At 52.1% G+C, this 20961-nt stretch carries 19 protein-coding genes; 9 read left to right on the top strand and 10 right to left on the bottom strand.

What is annotated here, in order from left to right; genetic code table 11:
• Positions 1-2: 2 nt before the first annotated feature.
• Complete coding sequence (locus J7400_RS01395; protein WP_209058190.1) at positions 3-1529, bottom strand: PAS-domain containing protein; 1527 nt, start codon at positions 1527-1529, stop codon at positions 3-5.
• Between the two features lie 100 nt (positions 1530-1629).
• Positions 1630-3015: a sensor histidine kinase RegB gene (locus J7400_RS01390; RefSeq protein WP_209058188.1), complete on the bottom strand. Its 1386-nt coding sequence runs from the start codon at positions 3013-3015 to the stop codon at positions 1630-1632.
• An 84-nt stretch (positions 3016-3099) separates the two neighbouring features.
• On the opposite strand from J7400_RS01390, the gene J7400_RS01385 reads away from it, so the two are divergent.
• Together J7400_RS01385 and J7400_RS01380 are read left to right on the top strand one after the other, a co-directional pair.
• Complete coding sequence (locus J7400_RS01385; RefSeq protein ID WP_209058186.1) at positions 3100-3729, top strand: SCO family protein; 630 nt, start codon at positions 3100-3102, stop codon at positions 3727-3729.
• 70 nt (positions 3730-3799) lie between these two features.
• Positions 3800-4354, top strand: a complete 555-nt coding sequence (locus tag J7400_RS01380; protein WP_209058183.1) for an ActR/PrrA/RegA family redox response regulator transcription factor — start codon at positions 3800-3802, stop codon at positions 4352-4354.
• Between the two features lie 140 nt (positions 4355-4494).
• Here J7400_RS01380 and J7400_RS01375 read toward each other — a convergent pair whose 3' ends face one another.
• Complete coding sequence (locus tag J7400_RS01375; protein ID WP_209058181.1) at positions 4495-5382, bottom strand: LysR family transcriptional regulator; 888 nt, start codon at positions 5380-5382, stop codon at positions 4495-4497.
• Between the two features lie 137 nt (positions 5383-5519).
• Here J7400_RS01375 and J7400_RS01370 point away from each other — a divergent pair, with 137 nt between their 5' ends.
• Entirely contained in the window at positions 5520-6203 is a 684-nt protein-coding gene (locus tag J7400_RS01370; protein ID WP_209058179.1) for a type 1 glutamine amidotransferase domain-containing protein, read from the top strand.
• A gap of 111 nt (positions 6204-6314) precedes the next feature.
• Here the strand turns inward: J7400_RS01370 and J7400_RS01365 are convergent, their stop codons facing one another.
• From J7400_RS01365 to J7400_RS21305, 3 genes are all read right to left on the bottom strand, one after another.
• On the bottom strand, positions 6315-6809 hold the full coding sequence (locus J7400_RS01365; protein ID WP_209058178.1) for a GNAT family N-acetyltransferase: 495 nt from the start codon (positions 6807-6809) through the stop codon (positions 6315-6317).
• Between the two features lie 42 nt (positions 6810-6851).
• Positions 6852-7436: an HD family hydrolase gene (locus J7400_RS01360; protein ID WP_209058177.1), complete on the bottom strand. Its 585-nt coding sequence runs from the start codon at positions 7434-7436 to the stop codon at positions 6852-6854.
• Positions 7437-7525: 89 nt separating this feature from the next.
• Positions 7526-7648 (bottom strand): hypothetical protein, encoded by a 123-nt coding sequence (locus J7400_RS21305; RefSeq protein ID WP_280637969.1) that lies wholly within the window; start codon positions 7646-7648, stop codon positions 7526-7528.
• Positions 7649-7972: 324 nt separating this feature from the next.
• Here J7400_RS21305 and J7400_RS01355 point away from each other — a divergent pair, with 324 nt between their 5' ends.
• The 3 genes from J7400_RS01355 (at position 7973) to J7400_RS01345 (ending at position 11020) form a co-directional block, all read left to right on the top strand.
• The gene (locus tag J7400_RS01355; RefSeq protein ID WP_209058171.1) at positions 7973-8296 is read left to right on the top strand and encodes a hypothetical protein; all 324 of its coding nucleotides are present in this window, start codon (positions 7973-7975) and stop codon (positions 8294-8296) included.
• Between the two features lie 175 nt (positions 8297-8471).
• Positions 8472-9857: an adenosylhomocysteinase gene (gene ahcY, locus J7400_RS01350; protein ID WP_209058167.1), complete on the top strand. Its 1386-nt coding sequence runs from the start codon at positions 8472-8474 to the stop codon at positions 9855-9857.
• A gap of 155 nt (positions 9858-10012) precedes the next feature.
• On the top strand, positions 10013-11020 hold the full coding sequence (locus tag J7400_RS01345) for a glycosyltransferase (RefSeq protein ID WP_209058166.1): 1008 nt from the start codon (positions 10013-10015) through the stop codon (positions 11018-11020).
• A gap of 29 nt (positions 11021-11049) precedes the next feature.
• Here J7400_RS01345 and J7400_RS01340 read toward each other — a convergent pair whose 3' ends face one another.
• On the bottom strand, positions 11050-11877 hold the full coding sequence (locus J7400_RS01340) for an ABC transporter permease (RefSeq protein ID WP_209058163.1): 828 nt from the start codon (positions 11875-11877) through the stop codon (positions 11050-11052).
• Positions 11878-12055: 178 nt separating this feature from the next.
• Here J7400_RS01340 and J7400_RS01335 point away from each other — a divergent pair, with 178 nt between their 5' ends.
• Both J7400_RS01335 and J7400_RS01330 read left to right on the top strand, forming a co-directional pair.
• On the top strand, positions 12056-13417 hold the full coding sequence (locus J7400_RS01335; protein ID WP_209058162.1) for a sugar transporter: 1362 nt from the start codon (positions 12056-12058) through the stop codon (positions 13415-13417).
• Between the two features lie 8 nt (positions 13418-13425).
• Positions 13426-14079: an ABC transporter ATP-binding protein gene (locus tag J7400_RS01330; protein ID WP_209058161.1), complete on the top strand. Its 654-nt coding sequence runs from the start codon at positions 13426-13428 to the stop codon at positions 14077-14079.
• A gap of 287 nt (positions 14080-14366) precedes the next feature.
• Here the strand turns inward: J7400_RS01330 and J7400_RS01325 are convergent, their stop codons facing one another.
• On the bottom strand, positions 14367-15341 hold the full coding sequence (locus tag J7400_RS01325; RefSeq protein WP_209058160.1) for a class I SAM-dependent methyltransferase: 975 nt from the start codon (positions 15339-15341) through the stop codon (positions 14367-14369).
• 124 nt (positions 15342-15465) lie between these two features.
• Positions 15466-16635, bottom strand: coding sequence for a UDP-galactopyranose mutase (glf, locus tag J7400_RS01320; protein WP_209058159.1), 1170 nt, complete (start codon positions 16633-16635; stop codon positions 15466-15468).
• Positions 16636-16920: 285 nt separating this feature from the next.
• Between glf and J7400_RS01315 the strand changes: the two genes are divergently transcribed.
• Positions 16921-18702 (top strand): glycosyltransferase, encoded by a 1782-nt coding sequence (locus tag J7400_RS01315; protein ID WP_209058157.1) that lies wholly within the window; start codon positions 16921-16923, stop codon positions 18700-18702.
• Between the two features lie 507 nt (positions 18703-19209).
• Here J7400_RS01315 and J7400_RS01310 read toward each other — a convergent pair.
• Positions 19210-20961: a glycosyltransferase gene (locus J7400_RS01310; protein WP_209058148.1), complete on the bottom strand. Its 1752-nt coding sequence runs from the start codon at positions 20959-20961 to the stop codon at positions 19210-19212.

The following is a 20961-nucleotide window of genomic DNA, read 5'->3' as shown; positions in this document are numbered from 1 at the left end:
GATCAGCCGTGAATGGGTGTCTCTTCCTGTGTTTCCACTCTTATCGGATCCGGCGTGCCAAAGGGCAAGATCTTGTCAAAGGCAACCAGCGTCATTCCTCCTGCTATGGGCGTCAGTGTCAGACGCACAGCAGTGAGTGTTTTCAGCGTGATGGTAGCATGCCAGTGCTCTCGAATGGAGGTCGACAGGATACGGTTTTGGAGCTGCGGCCATATCTCATTGGGCAGGCAATCACTGCGCCAGTGGGCGAGGGCGTCTGTGAGGGTGTATTTGGCAAAGCTGCTGTCCGGGTCTGATTTCCAGAGACGCCGGTAAGCTTCGTTGCAAAGCTGCAGCTGGCCGGTGGAGGAAAACAGAACAAGCGCAGATTTGATCGTATCCAATACGCCGTGACACTGATCCAGCTCGGCGCGAAAACGTCGTGTGACGGTGATTTCCGCTGTGATGTCTTCCACCAGAAAGACTAAAGCGCCATCCGGATGTGGGCGGCCCGTGACGCGATAGGTGACGCCAGAGGGCAAGGTCCAGGTCTTGCTATAGCGGTCCTCAAGTGCCGCCTGCATGATGATTTCAACCTGCTCCGCCCAGCTTTTGTTGGTGCTGATGTTGGGCGCTACGTGCATTTCCCTGAGCTGATCAAAGAAAGATTTCGCGTCACAGCGCTTGGATAGAAACTCCGCGCTGAGCCCGGTGAGCGACATAAGAGCAGGGTTAAAGAGGATCAGTCGGCGATCACGGTCAAAAATTGCCAGTCCGGTTGAAAGATGCGCAAAGGTCTTGGAGAAGATTTGCACAAAACTGCGCTGTGCATCCAAAGCGGATACGACGGCATCTGCCTCAGTGGCATAATACATCACGTTGTTGCCCGCCTGCACCGCGGTCACGTCAAACCATCGGGTCGTGGCGCCGATTTTGTCGGTGACTTGCAATCGTTTGGAAGGTTCCCCAACGATCAACTCGCGGACGTCAAAAATCGGCTCATTTCTGGACTGATGGCCTAGCTGCCCAACCAGGTTCTTATATGACCCATTGCGCCAGACCACGTTTCCCTCGGTGTCTGATTTCCAGATCGGATTGGGAGCTTGAAACATGGCCTGCATAATCGCGGTGCGACGGGCCGCATCGGGCGCATCGTCTTGCGCGATGGTGATGCGGGCGACTTCGTCCCATTGATCTATGGTCACGATGGAGCCGTCTTCCGGATCTTGCGACCGTAAAATGGTAACGTCGCGATCCTGACTGGCGCCTTGAATTCTTGGGAAATCCGGAAAGAGCGGCGTCATCTTCTGGTGGAGCGCGGACCAGTCAAAAGTCTCAACCGGCGTCTCAGCACATATCTGAAGCGCTGCGGGATTGGCATCAACCAAACTTCCGGAGCGAAACAGAAAGCAGGCTTTGGTGGCGTTTGGTGCGATCTCTGTTGGCGGTCGGGTGTTTGGCGGCAGGCGTCGGGTCATCATCCAGACGCAGGTCACAAATAAGACCGAAACGGCCAAAACAAACAGAAGCTGAGTACTCGTTAACAACATGGAAGTCTCCATTAGCAACGTAGTGGAGAGGAAGGTCTTCGTTGAATTCGTTAAGAGTGTGCAAGAATCCGCTTGTTTTGCAAGATTTATCTGCTCAGGCCTATGTTTGATGCACCGGATTTTCGCCGCTTCCAACAAGATTGAGATTGAGGTTCGCCTCGATTTTTTGCCGCGGCCAGATGACCTCTACCACGGCGCCGCTGCGCGCCGTGGTGAACCGGCCTTCCTCTATCACCTTGGAACCGTTTGCAAAACTGATCTCCGCACCGGATCTCTCCAGCAGCGTTTTTGCGATGAATAGGCCAAGCCCCATGCCCTCGTAGCCCGGACGCTTCTTGCGTTCCTTCTCTGGTTTGCGGTGCCGCATGAAGGGGTCGCCAATGCGGCCGATCAGGTGAGGCGGGTAACCGGGCCCATCATCCAGGATGCGCAAATAGATCGACGTTTCGTCCCATTCTGTTTCAACCCACACGTTCTCTCGGGCAAAGTCGACCGCGTTCTGAATGAGGTTTCTCAAGCCGTGGATGATCTCTGGCCGACGCAAAATTTCCGGGCCGTCCACGATCTCAAAATGATCAAATATGATCTCTTTGCCCCGATCCATATGAGGCTCGGCTGCCTCTTCGATGACTGTGGAAAGAGGTGCCTTGCGCAGGTGCAGATCGTCTTTGCCGGCACGACCCATGGAGCGCAGGATGTCTCTGCACCGGTCTGTCTGCTCCCGGATCAGGGCGGCGTCTTCACGGAGATCCGGGCGGTCATCCAGTTCTTCAAATAGCTCCGCGCTGGCCAGTTTGATGGTGGCCAGGGGGGTTCCCAGCTCATGGGCGGCAGCGGCGACAACGCCGCCAAGATCGGTGAGCTTCTGCTCCCGTGCGAGCGCCATTTGGGTTGCGGCCAAGGCTTCGGCCATGGAGGACATCTCTGTCACAACCTGACGCGAATAGAATGAGGAGAAGGAAATCGCGATCACGATGGCGGCCCAGTTGCCAAACAAGAACACGTCAGACACTTGTAGAATAAAGAAATTCTGGGTGCGCAGCGGCAGGTGGAATTCCAGAAGTGCGGTGACGATGATCACCGCCAGCGCGGCCAGCGTGACGGCGGAGCGGAGCGATAGGACAGAGGCGGCAATGGTGACAGGAGCGACAACCAGAAAGGCGAAGGGGTTGTGTAGGCCGCCGGTCAGGAACAGCAAGAAACCAAGCTGCAGCACGTCAAACAACAGCATGTAGCGGTTCTCGGACTCGGTGAGCAACTTGTTCTCGGGAAAGACAAAAATCGCGACTAGATTGCCGATCACCGAAATGCCCACCGCGAGGTAGCAAAGCCCGTATTCCAGAACCAGGCCAAAGCCGAATTGCGCCACAAGCAGCGCGACAATTTGCCCGGCAATCGCAATCCAGCGCAAAGCGATGAATGTACGCAGGCGAATCCAGTTGCTGCGTCGATTTGCGCTGAGCAGTTCGCCTGACAAATCCGTCATTTTCCGGCCTTTCCACTTGTGTCTTTGCCCGTACTTGATAGGTCTCTAGGCCATATCCCGCAACATGACTTGGTGAGGTGCGACATGGTTCGAATGGTGGCAGCTGTTGCTGTTTTTGTGGCGATCTTTGCGCTGGCCGCGATGTGGTTTGTTGGCCGCGGAGGTCATGGGGCAGATCAGTTTGCGCAGTGCCGTCAGGGGCAGGTCGCGGGCGGAATCAGTGCGATTGGCGGGCCTTTTGAGCTGGTGGATGAAGATGGTCAGACGGTCACCGAAAAGGATGTTCTGACAGAGCCTGCGCTGATCTATTTCGGCTATACCTTCTGCCCGGATGTGTGCCCTCTGGACGCCACACGAAATGCGGAAGCCGCTGAAATCCTTGAGGAAGATGGGGATATCGTCACACCGGTATTCATCACCATCGACCCAGAGCGCGATACGCCGGAAGTGATGAAGGAATACACGGATTACATGCACCCGCGCATGATCGGGCTTTCCGGTTCCCCCGAGCAGGTGAAAGCTGCGAGCCAAGCTTATCGCACCTACTACAAAAAGCAGCCGGCAGAAGATGGGGATGAGGAGTATTACCTCGTGGATCACTCCACTTTTACCTACCTGACACTGCCGGGGCATGGGTTTGTGGAATACTTCCGTCGCGATGTTTCGGCAGCAGATATGGCCCAAAGAGTAGGCTGTTTCGTAGAAAACATGTAACGCAGGCCTCGGTTTGACCAAGTTTGGCTGTGCCGTTACAAGTTAGAAAATTGGCATAGGAAACAGGCAAATGGCTGATAGCGCGCTGTCGGAGATCGGGCCGGACAAATCGCTCCTCCTCGTAGATGATGATGAACCGTTTCTGAAACGACTGGCAAAAGCCATGGAAAAACGGGGCTTTGAGGTGGAAACCGCCGGATCGGTTGCTGCGGGTCAAGCCATCGCAACAGCCCGTCCTCCAGCCTATGCCGTGGTTGATTTGCGCCTTGGGGATGGCAATGGATTGGACGTTGTCGAGGTCATTCGAGAGAAGCGCGAAGACAGCCGCGTGGTGGTGCTGACCGGCTACGGCGCGATTGCAACTGCTGTGGCTGCGGTGAAGATCGGGGCGACGGACTACCTCAGCAAACCGGCGGATGCGCAGGACGTGACCAATGCGCTTTTGAGCACCGGAGATGAGCTGCCGCCGCCACCGGAAAACCCGATGAGTGCGGATCGGGTGCGCTGGGAACACATCCAGCGGGTCTATGAATTGTGTGACCGCAATGTGAGTGAAACGGCGCGGCGGCTGAATATGCATCGCCGGACGTTGCAGCGGATTCTGGCCAAGCGCTCGCCGCGTTAATTTTGCTCTGAGTCGGCCAAAACGGCCTGTCTGTATCGCGGTGGTAACACGTCGGTATTGCGTCGGTGCGAATTTCGCCCGGCGCTTTTAACTTTTTGCGCAACGGCTGCGCCGCCCGGATCTTGTGTGAAAAACGCGTTTCAGCTGCGTTCGTTGGCAAAGGACGCCAGCAGGTGATCTATCGCCGCGCGCACATGGCGTGGCATGAGGCGGCGGTCTGCATAAACAATCCAGTGAGAGCGGCTCTGGTCCTCAAAACCTTCGAGGATGGGGGTGGCTTCGCCTGCGTCGATCAGCGGTTGCAGATTTCCAATGGGCGAATAGGCAATGCCAAAGCCACGCCGGACAGCATCCTGCATGAGTGGAATATTGTTGGTGCGCAGGCGGCCTGAGATTTTGACGGGCAGGGGGCCGCCGCTTTCCGGGTCGTGAAACAGCCAGGTGTCGTTGTTGGCAACAAGGCAGGAATGCTGGCGCAGATCCTGTGGCTTTTGCGGTGTGCCGTGGCGCGCGAGATATGCGGGGGCGGCGACGCAGGATAGCCGGTGGTTGACCAGCTTGCGTGCAATCAGCGAGCTGTTTGAGAGCACGCCGTAGCGCAGGGCAAAATCATAGCCATCCGCGATCAGATCCACATTGCGGTTGTTGAAATCTATTTCAAGCGTGATGCGTGGATTGGCTTGGGCAAATTCTAGAAGCCTTGGCGCCACCACAGTTTCGGCAAAGGGGCCAGCGGCAGACACGCGGATCAGACCGGAGAGCGCTGCGACATCTCCTGCGATGCTCTGGTTTGCCTCCTGCAGGCCGGAGATGACGTTTTCGATCTGCGCGAGGTATTCCGCCCCGCGTTCGGTGACCCGCACGGTGCGGGTGGTGCGCGCCAGAAGCTTTGTGCCGAGCCGGTCCTCCAGCGCCTGAACCCGGCGCGAGATATGAGAGGTGGAGACATTGAGCCGCCGCGCCGCTGTGGTGAAGCTGCCGGTTTGCGCCACCGTGGCAAATTCTTCGATCCCGTCCCAGAGCGCCATGCCGCCATTCCTTATTGTTGCTCATGTGCAAAGATGTGTTGTCAGTTACGTCACTTGCGTCACCTATGCAATGATACCTAGATGCCTCCTCAGAAGAGGCGGCGCGGGCTGCCTCACATCATAGGCAGGAACATCTGATGACCAAAAAGATCCTCGTGGCGCTGACATCCCATGACCAACTCGGCGACACCGGTGCAAAAACCGGCTTCTGGCTCGAAGAGCTGGCGGCGCCTTACTATGAGTTCATTGATGCTGGTTTTGAGGTCACGCTGGCGTCGCCCAAAGGGGGCTTGCCACCGCTCGACCCAAAGAGCAATGAGCCTGATTTCCAGACCGAGCACACCCACCGATTTGAGGCGGATGCGGCGGCAAATTCCGCGCTGAACAGCACCGCAAAGCTGGCAGATATGGCAGCCGAGGATTTTGACGCGATTTTCTATCCCGGTGGCCACGGTCCGATGTGGGATCTGGTTGAGGATGCGGACTCCATCAAGCTGATCGAAGATTTCTTTGCCGCGCAAAAGCCGGTTGGCTCTGTCTGCCACGGCCCGATTGTTCTGGTGAACGCAAAAGACGCAGAGGGCGAATACATCGTCAAAGACCGCAAAGTGACCGGTTTTTCCAACACCGAAGAAGACGCCGTGGCGCTGACCAATGTTGTGCCGCAGCTGTTGGAAGACACGCTGATCGCCCGTGGCGGGATTTACTCCAAAGGTGAAGACTGGATGCCTTATGTGCAGAAAGACGGGCACCTGATCACCGGTCAGAACCCGAACTCCTCTGCCGCCGTGGCGCAGCAGGTGATTGAGGCGCTGTCTTAAGCCATTGAGCGCGGGAAAGGGGGGCGCTGCGGAAGCATAGGTTTGCCTGCGCAGCACCTCAGATCTGTTTCACGTGAAACGACGCGCCGGAGATCTTCTCTGGCGCGTTTGTTATGTCAGGTCGTAACGTTTGTGGATTTTGTCCACGGTGGTGCCATCGGCCAGCGCGACGTCGGATTTCCGCGCGTAGGTTTCAAAGCTGCGGCTTTGATAGTAGGCGAGGCCACCGGCGTTGTCGGCGCGGATTTCGGCGTTGATCCATTCATAGCCCAATTTGCGCGCAGCCGTCTTTGTGGCGTCAAACAGTTTGGAGCCGATGCCCATGCCGGTTTGGCCGGTTTTGACAAAAGTGCCGATGTCGCAGGCTTCTGGGGGCAGGGCGGCATAGGGGCCGATCCATTGAAAACCCAAGAGCGTGCCGTTTTCGGCGAGGGCGACATGCCAGGTAGCGTCCTCCGGATTGGCCATCAGCCATTCGCCAAGCGCCTCTTTGGTCATGGTCTTGGTGATCGCGGTGGTGCCGCCCGCTGCGATGATTTCATTGAGCAGATCAGCGGTTTGACGCAGATCGGCCTGTGTGCCGGGTTGAATGGAAATTTGTGTCATAAAAAATAGATCCAAATAGAGACTAAATAGGCTTAAATAGGTTTAAATTTGCGCCAGTAATGCGGCGTGTCGGCGGGTAAAATCGGTGCGCACCTCTACGGGTGGGCGCAGGTCAATGGTGAGCCCGTCAATCACTTCCGGGTCGGGCACCCCAAAGAGTTTGTTGGCCTCAGCCACGGAAAAGCCTGCGATCTGCGTCGCTTCCATCCAGGCGGAGATCTTATCGGCTTTCTTGATCTGGGCCTTGAGGCGCTTGGGCGTTTCGGCGGGCAATCCAAAGCGAATGTGAATGGCGGCTGTCAGACGGTCATCAAGCTGTCCGTAGCCGGGGCCCACAGCGGCTTTCACCGGGGAAATCATATCGCCAATGACATATTCCGGCGCATCATGCAGGAGCGCGGTGAGCCGGTTCTTGGGCGTTGTGGATTTATACATGCGGCGATAGATGTCTTCGACCAGCAAGGAATGCTCGGCCACGGAATAGGCAAAATCCCCATGGGTTTGCCCGTTCCAGCGCGCGACAAAGGCGAGGCCATGGGCGATGTCTTCGATCTCTATGTCCACAGGTGTGGGGTCCAGCAGATCAAGCCTGCGCCCTGATAGCATCCGTTGCCAGGCTCGTGCCATGTGTTTGCGCTCCCAAGTGTTCGCAAAATACCTACGCCAGCCACGGGGCGCGGGGCAAGCGTGCGCGAAACGCAGGCATGGGGCTGTGCTCAGCCAACGGTGCCGCTTGCGGTCAGCAACACACTTGTGACCACGATGAGCGACGCCAAAATGAGGACGGTGGGCACCAGCCGCGCAAACCGCAACCGGGGCTTCTGAGAGGGGGTAATCATAATTTCTTCCTAAAATACCCTTTCTTTATAACAGTCTAACAGGTTGTGGAAAAGTCAGGGGAGTCTGACTTTTGCGGGCAGGGTTTTGCTTAAAAATCAGGCAATGCCACAAAGCCGCCACATTCTTCGGGCAGTCTGAAAAGGTGTTGGGATCACATGCTGCCGCAAAACAACGTGATCACGCGTGTTTTGAAAAACCGCCGCATGGCACCAACATGACTAGCGAGGGGGACACGTAACTTATCTACGTCCTCCCGCGTGTCCCTCTCTCCAACCCCAGCGCCTGTTGCTGATGCAATTGGCCGCGCGTGAAAGGAGAGCGCTATGTTTAAGAGACTTGTAGGATCCGCCCTGTTGTTTGGTATGGCCGCAGCGGCCCCACCCGCATTTGCCCAAGGGTGCGCAGATCGCGAGACATTGGTAGAGCGGCTGCAATCCAAATACTCCGAGGTCAGGACCGCCGGGGGCCTGCACGGCTCGGCCTCAAACACCCAATCGGCGGCACTTGTGGAGGTCTGGTCCTCCGAAAAAACCGGAACATTCACCGTGATTTTGACCAATGCACAGGGGGTCTCCTGTGTGGTCGCTGCCGGGACCGACTGGTTCCAGCACGTGCCAATGCCCGAACCTCCGGGCGTGAATGGCTAGTAGGTTTGGCGCAGAAAAACTGCATTGCCTGTGTCAGTCGCGCGCAAAGCGCTGAAATATCGACGGATTGGCACCGGCCACACAGGCCGAAAGGCTCAAATCCCTGCGCCGTTGTGCAACACCCATAGGGGTGCTATCTGGTCGCCAAGGAAACCCTGCATAGGAGCTGGGCGCCATGGCGACCGATTACACTGTAAAAGACATTTCGCTGGCCGATTTTGGCCGCAAGGAACTGGATATTGCTGAAACTGAAATGCCGGGCCTGATGGCGCTGCGTGAGGAATATGGCGCGTCCAAACCGCTCAGCGGCGCGCGCATCGTTGGCTCGCTGCACATGACCATTCAGACCGCTGTTCTGATTGAAACGCTGGTGGCGCTGGGTGCGGATGTGCGCTGGGCGAGCTGCAACATCTTCTCCACTCAGGATCACGCGGCGGCGGCGATTGCCAAGGCGGGCATTCCGGTGTTTGCGATCAAAGGCCAGAGCCTTGAGGAGCACTGGGACTATCTGGACAAGTCGTTCCTGTTTGAAGACGGGCCCAACATGATCCTCGATGATGGCGGCGACGCCACGCTCTACGTGCTGCTGGGCGCAAAGGCCGAAGCGGGCGAAGACCTCGGCGTGCCAACCTCTGAAGAAGAGGAAGTGATCCACAAGCAGATCGCCAAGCGTATGGCGGCAAGCCCCGGCTGGTTCACCAAAACCCGTGACGCAATCCAAGGCGTGTCTGAAGAAACCACCACCGGTGTGCACCGTCTCTATGATCTGGTGAAGCGCGGCGAGCTGCCTTTCCCGGCGATCAACGTGAACGACTCCGTCACCAAGTCGAAGTTCGACAACAAATACGGCTGCAAAGAAAGCCTCGTGGACGGCATCCGCCGCGCCACTGACACCATGATGGCCGGCAAAGTGGCGGTTGTCTGTGGTTATGGCGATGTGGGCAAAGGTTCCGCGGCATCGCTGCGCGGCGCAGGTGCGCGTGTGAAGGTCACCGAAGTCGACCCGATCTGCGCCTTGCAGGCGGCGATGGACGGCTTTGAAGTGACCACGCTGGAAGACGAAGCGGCCACCGCGGACATCTTCATCACCACCACCGGCAACAAAGACGTGATCCGCATCGAGCATATGCGCGAGATGAAGGACATGGCGATTGTTGGCAACATCGGCCACTTCGACAACGAAATCCAAGTGGCAAATCTGAAGAACCACAAGTGGACCAACATCAAAGAACAGGTCGACATGATCGAGATGCCATCCGGCAGCCGCTTGATCCTGCTGTCTGAGGGCCGTCTGCTGAACCTCGGCAACGCTACTGGCCACCCATCCTTCGTGATGTCTGCGTCTTTCACCAACCAGGTGCTGGCGCAGATCGAGCTCTTCACCAAGGGCGACGAATACAAAAACGAAGTCTACATCCTGCCCAAGCATCTGGATGAGAAAGTGGCCGCGCTGCACCTCGCGAAAGTGGGCGCGAAGCTCTCCAAGCTCAGCAAAGAGCAAGCAGACTACATCGGTGTTGGCACCGAAGGCCCGTTCAAGCCAGAGCACTACCGCTATTAAGGTGGTTTAGAGCCTGAAATAAAGAAACGGCGCTCCTGAGACGGGGTGCCGTTTTTGTTGAGACCGGCGCTGTTGTGCTTCAATAAGAGACGAAACAGCTTTTGCGAAGTGCCTGGCGCAAAGCAAGCGCAGGCAAATTTTTTGAAGGTTAAACTGTGAATAGAACTTCCGCTCCGAAACGTTTGGTCGCTGTTGTCGTAACGTTCAACCGGCTCGAGAAGTTGAAAGAAACGCTACACCGGCTGCTGGAAAGCCCAGTGGAGGAGCTTTCTTCGGTTGTGGTTGTCGACAACGCGTCCACTGACGGAACAGGTGATTGGTTGTCATCTCTTACAGATGATCGTCTCGATCTGATTTTGAGTGACACCAACACGGGTGGTGCTGGCGGGTTTGAAATGGGTATGCGCCACGCCATGGAGGCCCATCAACCTGACTGGTTGGTGGTAATGGATGACGACGGCAGACCAGAACCTGGAGCGCTGGCGATCTTTCATGGTTTGCCGGATGGCAAGTGGGATGCGGTGGCGGCTGCGGTCTATTTCCCCAGTGGCGAAATTTGTGAGATGAACCGGCCCTCTCGCAATCCATTTTGGCATTGGAAAGAGTTTCTGCGCACGCTCGCGGGCGGTGGTCGTTCCGGCTTTCATATTCCCCCAAGCGCTTACGACGGAGAGGGGTTCCAGATTGACGTCACTTCTTTTGTTGGCTTTTTCGTTTCTGCAGAAATGGTTAGGCGGATCGGGTACCCAGATCCGGCGTTGTTCATCTACGGAGATGACGGTATTTATACGCTTGGCTTAAGTAAGTCTGGTGGGCGTATAGGGTTTGAGCCCTCTGTTCGTTTTGAGCATGATCTGACCAGCTTCAGTGATCAGGCGGCGCAATCCCAAGGCAAAGTTGTCCAACGCGGGCGCCTGTCACCATTGTGGAAAGTCTATTACTATCACAGAAATCTGCTGATCATGTATCGATTGGCTGCAGGCGTGCTGTTTTGGCCGGCATTACTGGTGGTATTGCCGAAGTGGATCGCCAAATCTCGGCACTATGGTGAGGAAAAATCGACATTCCTACGGCTTCTTAAGCATTCAATCATTGATGGAATCGGAAAGCGCAGGCATGCAACCTTCGCTGAGATCAGAAAAATTGCCAAACCTGATAGTTAGACAAGCCACAAAGTTGGCCGATCACACCTTTAGCGGTTGACGATCTCGCGATTGTACCTGTTCAGCATTAAAAACCCAAATGTTATCAAGGTCATTGATACCAGTAGCACGTATGTGATGCTCGCGTAGTCAGCTGAGTAGGTTGGGTAAAACCCTTTGCGCATTAGGCCAACAATATGGATCAATGGGTTGTACCAAAGCACATCTTGGGCAAGCTCTGGCATATCGTCGTAGAGGAAGAACGTTCCAGATGCTATGAAGAGTGGCCGGTTAATCACACTCCATATGATGTCCCATATTGGAAAGAATGCAGTTATCACTTGGTTTATTGCTCCAATACCTAAGCCCAGCAATAGGGACAGCAGTATGGCTATGCCTATCAAAGGTGGATAGGCGGTAGCTTGTGTTCGGTCCAGGAGCATTATCCCTGTCATCAGCAGGACTGTATTGAAAGCCCCTGTAAGGCCGTTCAAAAAGAAACGGGCGAGTATCGCATCTACCCAAGTTACAGCGGGATAGCGCAGTAGGGGTCTGGAAAAATCGATAGCGTGCCTGCATGCTCTCGACAGTGTTATATAGAGTTCAAAGGGCATGTAACCGGTCGCGTAGAACAAAAAAAAGCTTGTTCCAAGCGGCGGGGAGGCGAATATCAATGAGAACCCAAGGCTCAGGAAAAGTACAGCTGCGAGTGGCTCAAGTACAGTCCAGAGATACCCGCCAGGTGTGCGGCCATATCGTGTAGACATTTCCCGTAGAATAAGCGCAAGGATGGTTCGAATGGTCGCGAAATTGCGATAAGCACTCCTAACAGGCCTAGCAGTTAACGCCACTTTGTGGGAATCAGGTGTTTCAACCATGGAGAAAGTCGTAAATCCGTTGTGGCTAGCGAAGCGCGCAGTATATTATGGGCGATAGGGCCGTGGATTGCAATTGACCCTCACGAGACAAATTTAACCCTGTTGGCAGACAAAAGATTTCCTTGAAGATGTGACCTTTGTTATGTCTCCGAATGGTAACCAATAGAGCGACTTAGCTTTGACAGATAATGTAACTCCGATCAAACCGAACGAGGATGCGGCTAAGCCTAAGGCTAGTGAAACTGCAGAAGCAGAAAAAAAAGCGTCAACAGTATCGGTATCAGCACCTCAGAATCCTTCGCAAAACGCCGAAATTGCCGAATTACGCAAAAAGGCTAAGGCTGCAGAGGACAAGGTAAAGGAGCTAAATAAGAAATTAGCTAAACCCCAAATTGCTCCTCTGGCGCGGCCGGCTCGGATGAAAAGCCGCCATTGGGGGGTGCTGGCGAGTTTTGTGCTGTCAGTGATAACTCCGCTTGCAGCTGTGATCTTGTATTTGATGATTGTCGCAGGTGACCAGTATATTTCGAAGGCTGGTTTTACTGTTCGTAGCCAGGATGGTGCTAGCGCAACAGACCTTTTAGGAGGACTGGCACAGTTCACCGGCGCCGGAGGTGCAACTGCTTCGGACACTGCCATCTTGTATGAGTACATTCATAGCCAAGAAATGGTTGAAGCGGTTGATCGGGAGCTCGATATACTTGGGCACTATTCCCGAGAATGGCCTAGAGATTGGGTATTTGCGATTTGGCCGAGCGCTACGATCGAAGACCTTACCTGGTTTTGGCAGCGTATTGTAAGCGTTTCCTATGACAGCAGCACCGGACTGATTGAGGTACAAGTGACCGCGTTTGATCCGGAAACGGCGCAAGCGATATCTAAAGCGATTGTGGCAAACTCGCAAATGAGAGTGAATTCTCTCAACGAGCAAGCTAGAGATGATGCTATGCGCTATGCGCGTACCGATTTGGATGAGGCTTTAGAACAGCTGAAGGCCGCGCGTGAAGCAATGGTACAGTTCCGAACTAGAACACGTATCGTTGATCCAGAAGCCGACATTCAAGGCCGAATGGGGGTCATGAATAATCTGCAACAGCAGCTGGCAGAGGCGTTGGTTGAGTTCGATTTGTTGAGCGGATCAGTGGGTGTCAACGATCCAAGATTGAGGAATGCCGAGAGATTGATTGGCGTTATCCGGACAAGGATTGACCAAGAGCGAACCAGCTTCATTGCCGAAGAGATAGCAGAGACCGGGAATGGTGGCGAATCATATCCTGCTCTAATCTCGGAGTATGAACGACTAAGTGTCGACCGAGTTTTCGCCGAAGAGATGTATCGCGTTGCGCAGACATCGTTTGAACTTGCACGTGACGAAGCCGCTCGACAAAGCCGTTATCTCGCGACCTACATCAACCCAACGAAAGCAGAGAGCTCTGAATACCCCAACCGATGGATCGTGTCTGCGATTGCCGGGATCGTTTTGCTAATGGGCTGGTCGATCATAGTACTGGTTTACTATTCGGTGCGAGATAGACGTTAAGGTTCGAAATGATCCGACTAGAAAACTTGAGCAAGAGCTTTTGGATCAAGGGTGAGCAAAAGACTGTTATCGACAATTTGTCGCTGACGATACCATCGGGAAAGTCTCTGGCTCTGCTTGGTAGAAATGGTGCGGGGAAGTCCACACTCCTTGAAATAATAGCAGGGACCTTACACGCGGATAGCGGAAGGGTTTTAAGCGACGGGACTATTTCTTGGCCGGTCGGACTTGCTGCTTCGTTTCACGGGGATTTAACGGGAGCGGAGAACGTTCGATTTATTGCCCGTATCTACGGAGTAGACACCGACGATTTGGTAGACTTTGTTGGGAGTTTTGCAGAGCTTGGCAATTCATACTTTATGCCGATGCGTACATACTCCAGCGGTATGAGGTCGCGATTAACCTTCGGAGCATCCATGGGAATTAAGTTTGATACCTACTTGGTGGATGAGGTTACTGCAGTTGGAGATCAAGCGTTCAAACGAAAAAGCCAGAGAGTTTTTATCGAACGTATGAAAACTTCGTCAGCCATCATGGTTAATCATTCCATGGGGGAAATCCGGCAGTTTTGCAATGCAGGGGTCGTTTTGGACAATGGACATGGGGAGTATTTTGATGATCTTGAAGAGGCTATCAAGGTACATCAAGAAATACTGAGGTAGTTCGTCGAGTATGTTGAGGTTCAGCTGTGAACTGGCAGTTGGCTGGTTTTTTGGCGGCGTCTGCCAGGTCAAGTTGGTCAGAAAATTTTCCTTCCAGAACTCTTTGCTAACAATCTTGGTCTGTGATGACCCAATTGGATGAACCTCTCTCCCACCAAACCATCGACGTTTTGGTGAACATAGGTCGAGAAAGGAACTTCAGATGGGCAACGAAGTTATCGAGACAGCTCAGAAGATCAAAACCTAAATCAAGCTTGCTAATGCATGCTGTCTCTTTGGGGAGTATCTCATGTCAGAATTACAGCAACCTGTTCATGCTTCCTGTTGTAAGTTAAATATTCATATCCAAGGTTTGTCTCACTCAAGAATTCTTGAAACGCCTGGAACTCTCCAACTTTCCAGCCATCATAGTTAAAGTACTCGTCAAAAACGATGACACTGCCCACAATCAATTGATCTTTTAGTTCGCGGAAAATCGTTTTTGTGGAGCTATAGAGATCGCAATCCACATGTAGGAAGGTAACCGGCTTTTTAGCTCTCTGATCTTCCGCAAGATAATTTGGCAGACTGTCGTCGAACCAGCCTTTATGTAGATGGACATTTTCGGCCACCTCGGGCAACTGATCTTGTCTGAAATGACCCGCCGCATATCCGTCCCGCCACGCTTCAGGCAAACCCTCGAAAGAATCAAAGCCATCCACCGTCCAGTTGGGACGCTTTTCTGCGATGTAGTTAATCGTTCGTCCGGTCAAAACACCAAACTCAAGCGCCAAACCGCCAGTTAACTTCGAATGGTCCAGTGCAATATCGATCACTTTAAATTTGTGATCAACCGATTGAACGTGAGACATGGCTTCACGAATATACTCAGCTGTCTGCTGAGTGGCCTGTCCTTGAAGGACATGGCGTAGGTCAGCTTTCTTGGCTTGAACATCTCTCCAAGAAGAAAGAAGGCCACCTGTTTGCTGCGCTATTTTTTCTTGTTGGGCGATAGAGCTTAGTCTTGTCGTTTGCTGCTCTTTGAGCAGCGTGATCGCCTCTTTAACTTCTTTTTCTAGCGCGGCAACCTTGCAGGATACCTGGTCTAGATGTTGCGCCATATCAGTATCCGCGCCAATCCATTTTTCAGCGTTTTGGTCTATAGGGGCCATAGCAGCATCAAGCTTTTGAGTGATCTGCTCCAACGCTTTTGACTGATCTAGAACCAATCGTTCTGTCTGAACTCTTAGTTCAGTTTGCTTGGCAATGAGTTCCTCACGCATGTCCGAACAAGCAACTCTTCCAGCCTTCCTAAGGTAGCGCGCCAATAGTCTTTTCATTGTTCTTAGCTTTAAATTCCAATTTATTCTTATCCATTTTGCGCAGCGAAAGGCATCCCAGTTCTACTTAAATCACTGACACAAAAAAAGGTTTAGCAGCTTGTCCAGAATTTTGAAGCGACATAAATGACTTCGCCGTGTCCAGAGCTTCACGTATAGTTACGTCCATGTCGAGATATCGATAGGTTCCCAGCCGCCCAACAAAGGTCACGCCCGAAGTCGTCTCAGCAAGTGAGACATAGGCATTGAGCAGCTCTTTTTCTTTTACCTGCCGAATGGGATAATAGGGAATATCGGCAGGTTCTGCGGCGCGGGAGTACTCTCGATAACAAACAGAGCCTGCATGGCTCTCCCAAGGAGAGAAATGTTTGTGTTCGGTGATGCGAGTATATGGCACCTCTTCCTCACCATAGTTCATAACCGCGCACCCTTGAAAGTCTCCTTCAAAGGTAAACCGCTCAAAATCCAGAGTACGATACCCTAGTCGTCCTAGTTCATAGTCGAAATAGCCATCGAGCGGACCCGAGTAAAATACATGGTCATAGTGTACCGACATCTCTCGAGTGAAAGTTGTAGAGAGCTTGACGTTAATGTTCTCGTGATCAAGGATTTTTTCAATCATTGAAGTATAGCCATTTTCTGGCATACCCTGATACTTGTGAAAGAAGTAATTGTCATCGTAGTTGAAACGTACAGGAAGACGTTTCAAGATCGAGGCAGGCAATTCGCTAGGGGCCATCCCCCATTGCTTAATGGTATAGCCCTTGAAGAATGCTTCATAGAGATCCTTACCCACAAAGCGTAGCGCTTGCTCTTCAAAAGTTTCGGGTTTTTCAATGGACAAATCAGCCTGTTCTTCAGCGATGAAGGTCGCCGCTTCTTCTGGGTTCAGAGTTTTTCCGAAGAACTGGTTGATAGTGTGAAGATTGATTGGAAGCGAGAAAACGCCGCGTTCACCCGACGCATTCTTGGAAGTCGTCTTGACCCGGTTTTTATAGGGCATGAACCGCTCAAATCTGTTCACATAGTCCCAAACTTCTTCATCGTCTGTATGAAAAATATGAGGTCCATAAATGTGGACCATGACATCTGTTTTTTCGTCGCGTTTGGTATGGCAATTTCCGCCGATGTGGTCGCGGGAGTCGACGACATCGACTGCGTGACCCGCTTCAGCCAAACATCTGCCAATTACAGCACCAGAAAGTCCTGCACCCACCATTAGATATTTGCCTGACATTTGTAGGCCTCCTGCTCGTTCTTTATCGAGAGGAGTATCTGAATGCCTTTAGTTGCGCAACCGAACCTCGAAGCAGGTAAAATTCAGTGACTTGAATTCCATGGGTTGCGATCTCAGTTCCCAAGGGCGTACACGTAAGGGGAAATCAAGCCTCCGATAATGCGGTAGAGGGCAATGATATCCGGGAGATCAGGCCCAAGAGAACTCGCACGCGAAATGATCAACCTCGGAACACCGGAAACAGATTTCGAAAGATAAAAGTATAATGACTGAGCCAATTCACCGATGTTTTCACTGCAAAACCTAGTATTTCCGGATCCAGAACTTGGCTTCAACGAGCAACTATATTTCAGACACGTTTCTGGCGATAAAACAGACGCGACATTTAATGCGTATGCGGTCCCAAAAGATGCGTCCATCGCTTTTGACAGCTACTTCAATCTATTTGACTTAGCGCGATGGCAGCATGTTTGTGACTTACACAATTTTTCGGCTAGGCTCGTTGGCCAGGGACAGTTTGTCGTTCAATTCAAGCTCGCAGCGAGCCATCAATCTGTGCCACTGGTTATCGCTGATTTTTCTGGAGATTTTTCTAAGGACAGAGAAATCCAAATTGAATTCAATCTTCCTAGCTCATGCGTGAAAGGCGGTGTGATTTACGCAGAATTCAAAGCTCTGTCCGAGAATGCGGAGATACGCCAACTTTCCTACCAAACAAGTACTCCTCCGCTAAGGTGGCCACAGATGGCCCTTGCGATTACCACGTTCTTGCGAGAGCAAGCTGTCACATCCACGATAGAGCGCTTGGAAAACTTCATAAGAAACTGGGAATTTGGCAGGCATTTGTCCCTACAGGTTGTGGACAATGGGAATAGTCTACATTCAGTTTGCGCAGAAAATTTGAGGATTTTCTCCAACCCCAATTATGGCGGTGCTGGTGGTTTTGCTCGCAATCTGATCGAGGCACGAAACGTAGATGCGAGCCATTGCTTGTTTATGGATGACGATGCAAGCTGCCATCCTGAAAGTATCGCTAGAGCGTATATGTTGTTAGCCTATGCGATCTCCGAACACACTGCTGTGGCGGGGGCTATGATTGATACAGCACACCCATGGAAGATGTGGGAAAATGGAGCCACGTTTGATGGAACGTGCTCGCCGTTGCACAACGGTGTGGACTTGCGCAAATCAGGCGAATTGCAACAGATGTTGGCGCTGTCTCTGCCCCGGAAAGACCAGGAAATTTATGGCGCTTGGTGGTTTTTTGCTTTCCCTATTAGCGTTGTTAAACACTACCCATTTCCTTTCTTTGTTCGTGGAGACGACGTAAATTTCTCACTCTCTAATCCGTTTGAAGTTCAGACTTTGTCCGGGGTTGCCTCACTTCAAGAAGACTTCGCGCAAAAAGAAAGTGCTTTTACACTCTATCTTGACATGCGCCATCCGCTGGTGACGCACATGTCTCTTCCAAGAATACAAAAGTCGGCTCTGAGTATGATCTGGATGGCTGTTCGTCCAATACTCCGCTCGATGCTTCGTCTCCAATATGCTGCCGCCGATATGCAACTTCTTGCATGGAGGGACGTAATGAAAGGCCCAGATTTTTTTGTCGCCAACCTCGATATGTCATCACGTCGCGCGCTGATCAGTTCGCTAGCTGCCTCTGAAAGATGGCAGAACACTCCGGTGAACAGCGCATGTTCAGCACCGAAACCCAAAAAACGTGCGCAGTTCTTTTGGCGAGCCATTGGAGCAGCAACATTAAATGGGCACATGCTCCCGCTCTGGAATAAGATGGCTCCCCATCTGCAGCTGAGCCTTTCTGAAAGGGGTCGTTTGTCAAACCTGCTTGGAGCAGGGAATATTACCTATGCTACCCATGATGGCGCCGCTCATATGGCGCTTTCACATTCGAAAAAGAGGTTCTGGAGAACTTCCTTGGGTCTACTGATAACTTCCCTGAAGTTTTTATTAAGGTATAGGAGCATCCGAAAATCGTACGCAAATGCCTTTGCTGAAATGACGGCTGCAGAATTTTGGGAGGGTTACCTAGGTTTACCCAAATGACAGGACGCGGAGATCAGTTTGTTCTTTCGGTTTTCGATTCAGGTCCTAAGACCCGTTTTCTCCCCCTTGCCTGTCGTCTTCATGCACGAGCACAGCAAACATAAACGAAAGACTTTTCCATTGAATGGGTTGACCTTTCAACGGCAATCTCTCGAATTGGTTTCTGGGCACCAAGATTTCTATAGACTGTGAGAAGCGTGATCCGTGATCAAAGAATGTAGGGAGGGGCACTTCAATCAGACGTGCCCGCTCGTTCGGTGTCCTATCATCAGTTGGCCTTTGAAACCTGAGTGCGAATGACCCAAGGACTAACCGCGAACCAAAGATCCGATTGTTCCACTCAAATTGCCCTGCTTCTCTTGGACTATGGATCTCAACGAAAGTTCCACGAATGGCGTGGTCTCCCAAAACCCAGAAAAAGAACACTTACCCAGTCATTAATAGGTTTGTTCTCTGTGGTGGAGCGTCGGCGGGGTAAATCAGCTTAAGCACGTTGGTATTTCCCTCTCATTTGTCGTCGGCAAGTAAGCGTTCCCAATACTCTGCACTCACATAGTGATCCTTTGTTGTTTCAAAGGATGTAAGGGCACTGGAAAGAGATCGCTTAATCCTTATGAGATCCCAAAGTGCCCTAATAGACTTTGATATCGTTTTGGTAAGAGACCTCTCTACGGTATATCCGACTCCAAAAATCGGATTGTAGTAAGTGAGGCGACGTTTCAAAAACTTGCATGTCTTGGGTTGCTTCTTGAGCAAGTCGACGAAGGCCTCACCCCGGCCATTGGCCAAGAATCCATTGAGAGTTAGCCGTCTCACGGCTCGCGCCAGTTTGGAATTGCTAATTTGGGCCTCTTCCAAATTTGAGATATCTACCTTTTTAAACGCTTCATTTTGCACAAGCGTACCAAGTTCAGCGTTGATTGCTATTGCATTGCTTGCAATGAAATCTGGGCCTTTCAAAAAGTCTGTCAGAGCTTTGTGCAGAACGTCAGCGTGTTCATATTTCGCATCCGCAATGAATGACGCTACTGCGCGAAGATAGTCCTTGCAGAATTGATTAACATTATATTCATGGCCGTTTAATGTCGAAAAGATCCAACTGTTGCGATGGCCGTAATACCCGATTTTGGCGGAGTATTTTTCTTCCATTGGGCTGTGCCAAATATAAAAGCCTCCAGGAAAAACGACAGAGTAGCCTTTGCGGCGCAGTCGAAATGAATATTCTGCGTCGTCCAGTTTGATAAAAAACGGGTATGAAAATCCGACGTCCTCCAAGGCTTCAATAGGGAAGCATGCCCACCACCAAGGAGCATGTGTCGCAGTATCTTTAAGAAACGCGGCGTCGTAAGCATGACCATCACGGTTGCGACTTTTTGTTCGACTCAGCGCCAAGAACCCTTCTTGTAAAGAAGCCCCGCGTTCGTGCAAAAATCGCATGTCGTCATCTAGACGAACCATGCCGGAGCCGAGTACCGTTTTTTCGTTGGTGTATCGCAGATATGACACCAAATCCCGGAACATCGAAACTTGAAACTTGATGTCATCGTCCATCAAAACCATATGGGTGAAATCACCTTTGGATGTTTCGAGCATTCCTCGTGTGAAGCCGCCGGAGCCTCCTGTGTTTTTGTTTGGAATGATCGTGACTAAATCCGAGTTTTCAAATTTCAGGTTTTGTCCGTTGTCAACAATCGTAAAGTGATAATGACTATTGAAAATTTCAGGGTTGTCTTCGATTGCTCGAAGTATGTCTTGGATGTACTCCTCACGATTGTAAGTGCATATGACGCAGTTAATTTTCAACTGCTCGCGAACCGGCTCTTGGGCGGTTGTAAAAGACGCGCTGGAAAATACAGAGTTATCCTTTAGTGCAGTCACCCGTAGAAAAACTTCGGAATCGAGATCCCAAAGATTAAGAGAAGCTCCAAGATCCAGGGTTTGTAGCTGGGGCAGGTCTATTTGTTTGGAAAAAACAATTTTTCCCTGTTCTGCCCTTGGACCTTCAGTGGACAACACTTCCACCTTGAATATTCCACGCGCCTCTATCTCAAGCCCAAGCGTTTTTACGCCTGTGTGGTTGCGCAAAAATGAGCAATCGAGAGAGTTAAAGATAGTATTGCTCGTTAGCACTCGGCCCGAAGAGAGCTTGATGACATTTTCCTTAGCGTCGAGGCTTCCGTTGCTCCGAAAGAATAAGGTGCTAACTTTGTCGGCTGAGAACTCTGGATATTGGAGCTTTTTAAGAAGTTGCGGTTTCAT

Source organism: Shimia sp. R9_2 (genome assembly GCF_017743735.1).
GTDB lineage: Bacteria > Pseudomonadota > Alphaproteobacteria > Rhodobacterales > Rhodobacteraceae > Shimia.
Note: the sequence above shows the minus strand (reverse complement) of the source record. Positions and strands in the feature narration are given on the sequence as shown.

Coding starts and splice junctions, on each gene's coding strand:
- J7400_RS01365 (WP_209058178.1), bottom strand. CDS start 6,809: ATGACACAAATTTCCATTCAACCCGGCACACAGGCCGATCTGCGTCAA.
- J7400_RS21305 (WP_280637969.1), bottom strand. CDS start 7,648: ATGATTACCCCCTCTCAGAAGCCCCGGTTGCGGTTTGCGCGGCTGGTG.
- J7400_RS01310 (WP_209058148.1), bottom strand. CDS start 20,961: ATGAAACCGCAACTTCTTAAAAAGCTCCAATATCCAGAGTTCTCAGCC.
- J7400_RS01360 (WP_209058177.1), bottom strand. CDS start 7,436: ATGGCACGAGCCTGGCAACGGATGCTATCAGGGCGCAGGCTTGATCTG.
- J7400_RS01395 (WP_209058190.1), bottom strand. CDS start 1,529: ATGTTGTTAACGAGTACTCAGCTTCTGTTTGTTTTGGCCGTTTCGGTC.
- J7400_RS01355 (WP_209058171.1), top strand. CDS start 7,973: ATGTTTAAGAGACTTGTAGGATCCGCCCTGTTGTTTGGTATGGCCGCA.
- J7400_RS01315 (WP_209058157.1), top strand. CDS start 16,921: ATGTTTTCACTGCAAAACCTAGTATTTCCGGATCCAGAACTTGGCTTC.
- J7400_RS01340 (WP_209058163.1), bottom strand. CDS start 11,877: ATGGTTGAAACACCTGATTCCCACAAAGTGGCGTTAACTGCTAGGCCT.
- glf (WP_209058159.1), bottom strand. CDS start 16,635: ATGTCAGGCAAATATCTAATGGTGGGTGCAGGACTTTCTGGTGCTGTA.
- J7400_RS01385 (WP_209058186.1), top strand. CDS start 3,100: ATGGTTCGAATGGTGGCAGCTGTTGCTGTTTTTGTGGCGATCTTTGCG.
- J7400_RS01325 (WP_209058160.1), bottom strand. CDS start 15,341: ATGCGTGAGGAACTCATTGCCAAGCAAACTGAACTAAGAGTTCAGACA.
- J7400_RS01330 (WP_209058161.1), top strand. CDS start 13,426: ATGATCCGACTAGAAAACTTGAGCAAGAGCTTTTGGATCAAGGGTGAG.
- J7400_RS01390 (WP_209058188.1), bottom strand. CDS start 3,015: ATGACGGATTTGTCAGGCGAACTGCTCAGCGCAAATCGACGCAGCAAC.
- J7400_RS01375 (WP_209058181.1), bottom strand. CDS start 5,382: ATGGCGCTCTGGGACGGGATCGAAGAATTTGCCACGGTGGCGCAAACC.
- J7400_RS01370 (WP_209058179.1), top strand. CDS start 5,520: ATGACCAAAAAGATCCTCGTGGCGCTGACATCCCATGACCAACTCGGC.
- J7400_RS01380 (WP_209058183.1), top strand. CDS start 3,800: ATGGCTGATAGCGCGCTGTCGGAGATCGGGCCGGACAAATCGCTCCTC.
- ahcY (WP_209058167.1), top strand. CDS start 8,472: ATGGCGACCGATTACACTGTAAAAGACATTTCGCTGGCCGATTTTGGC.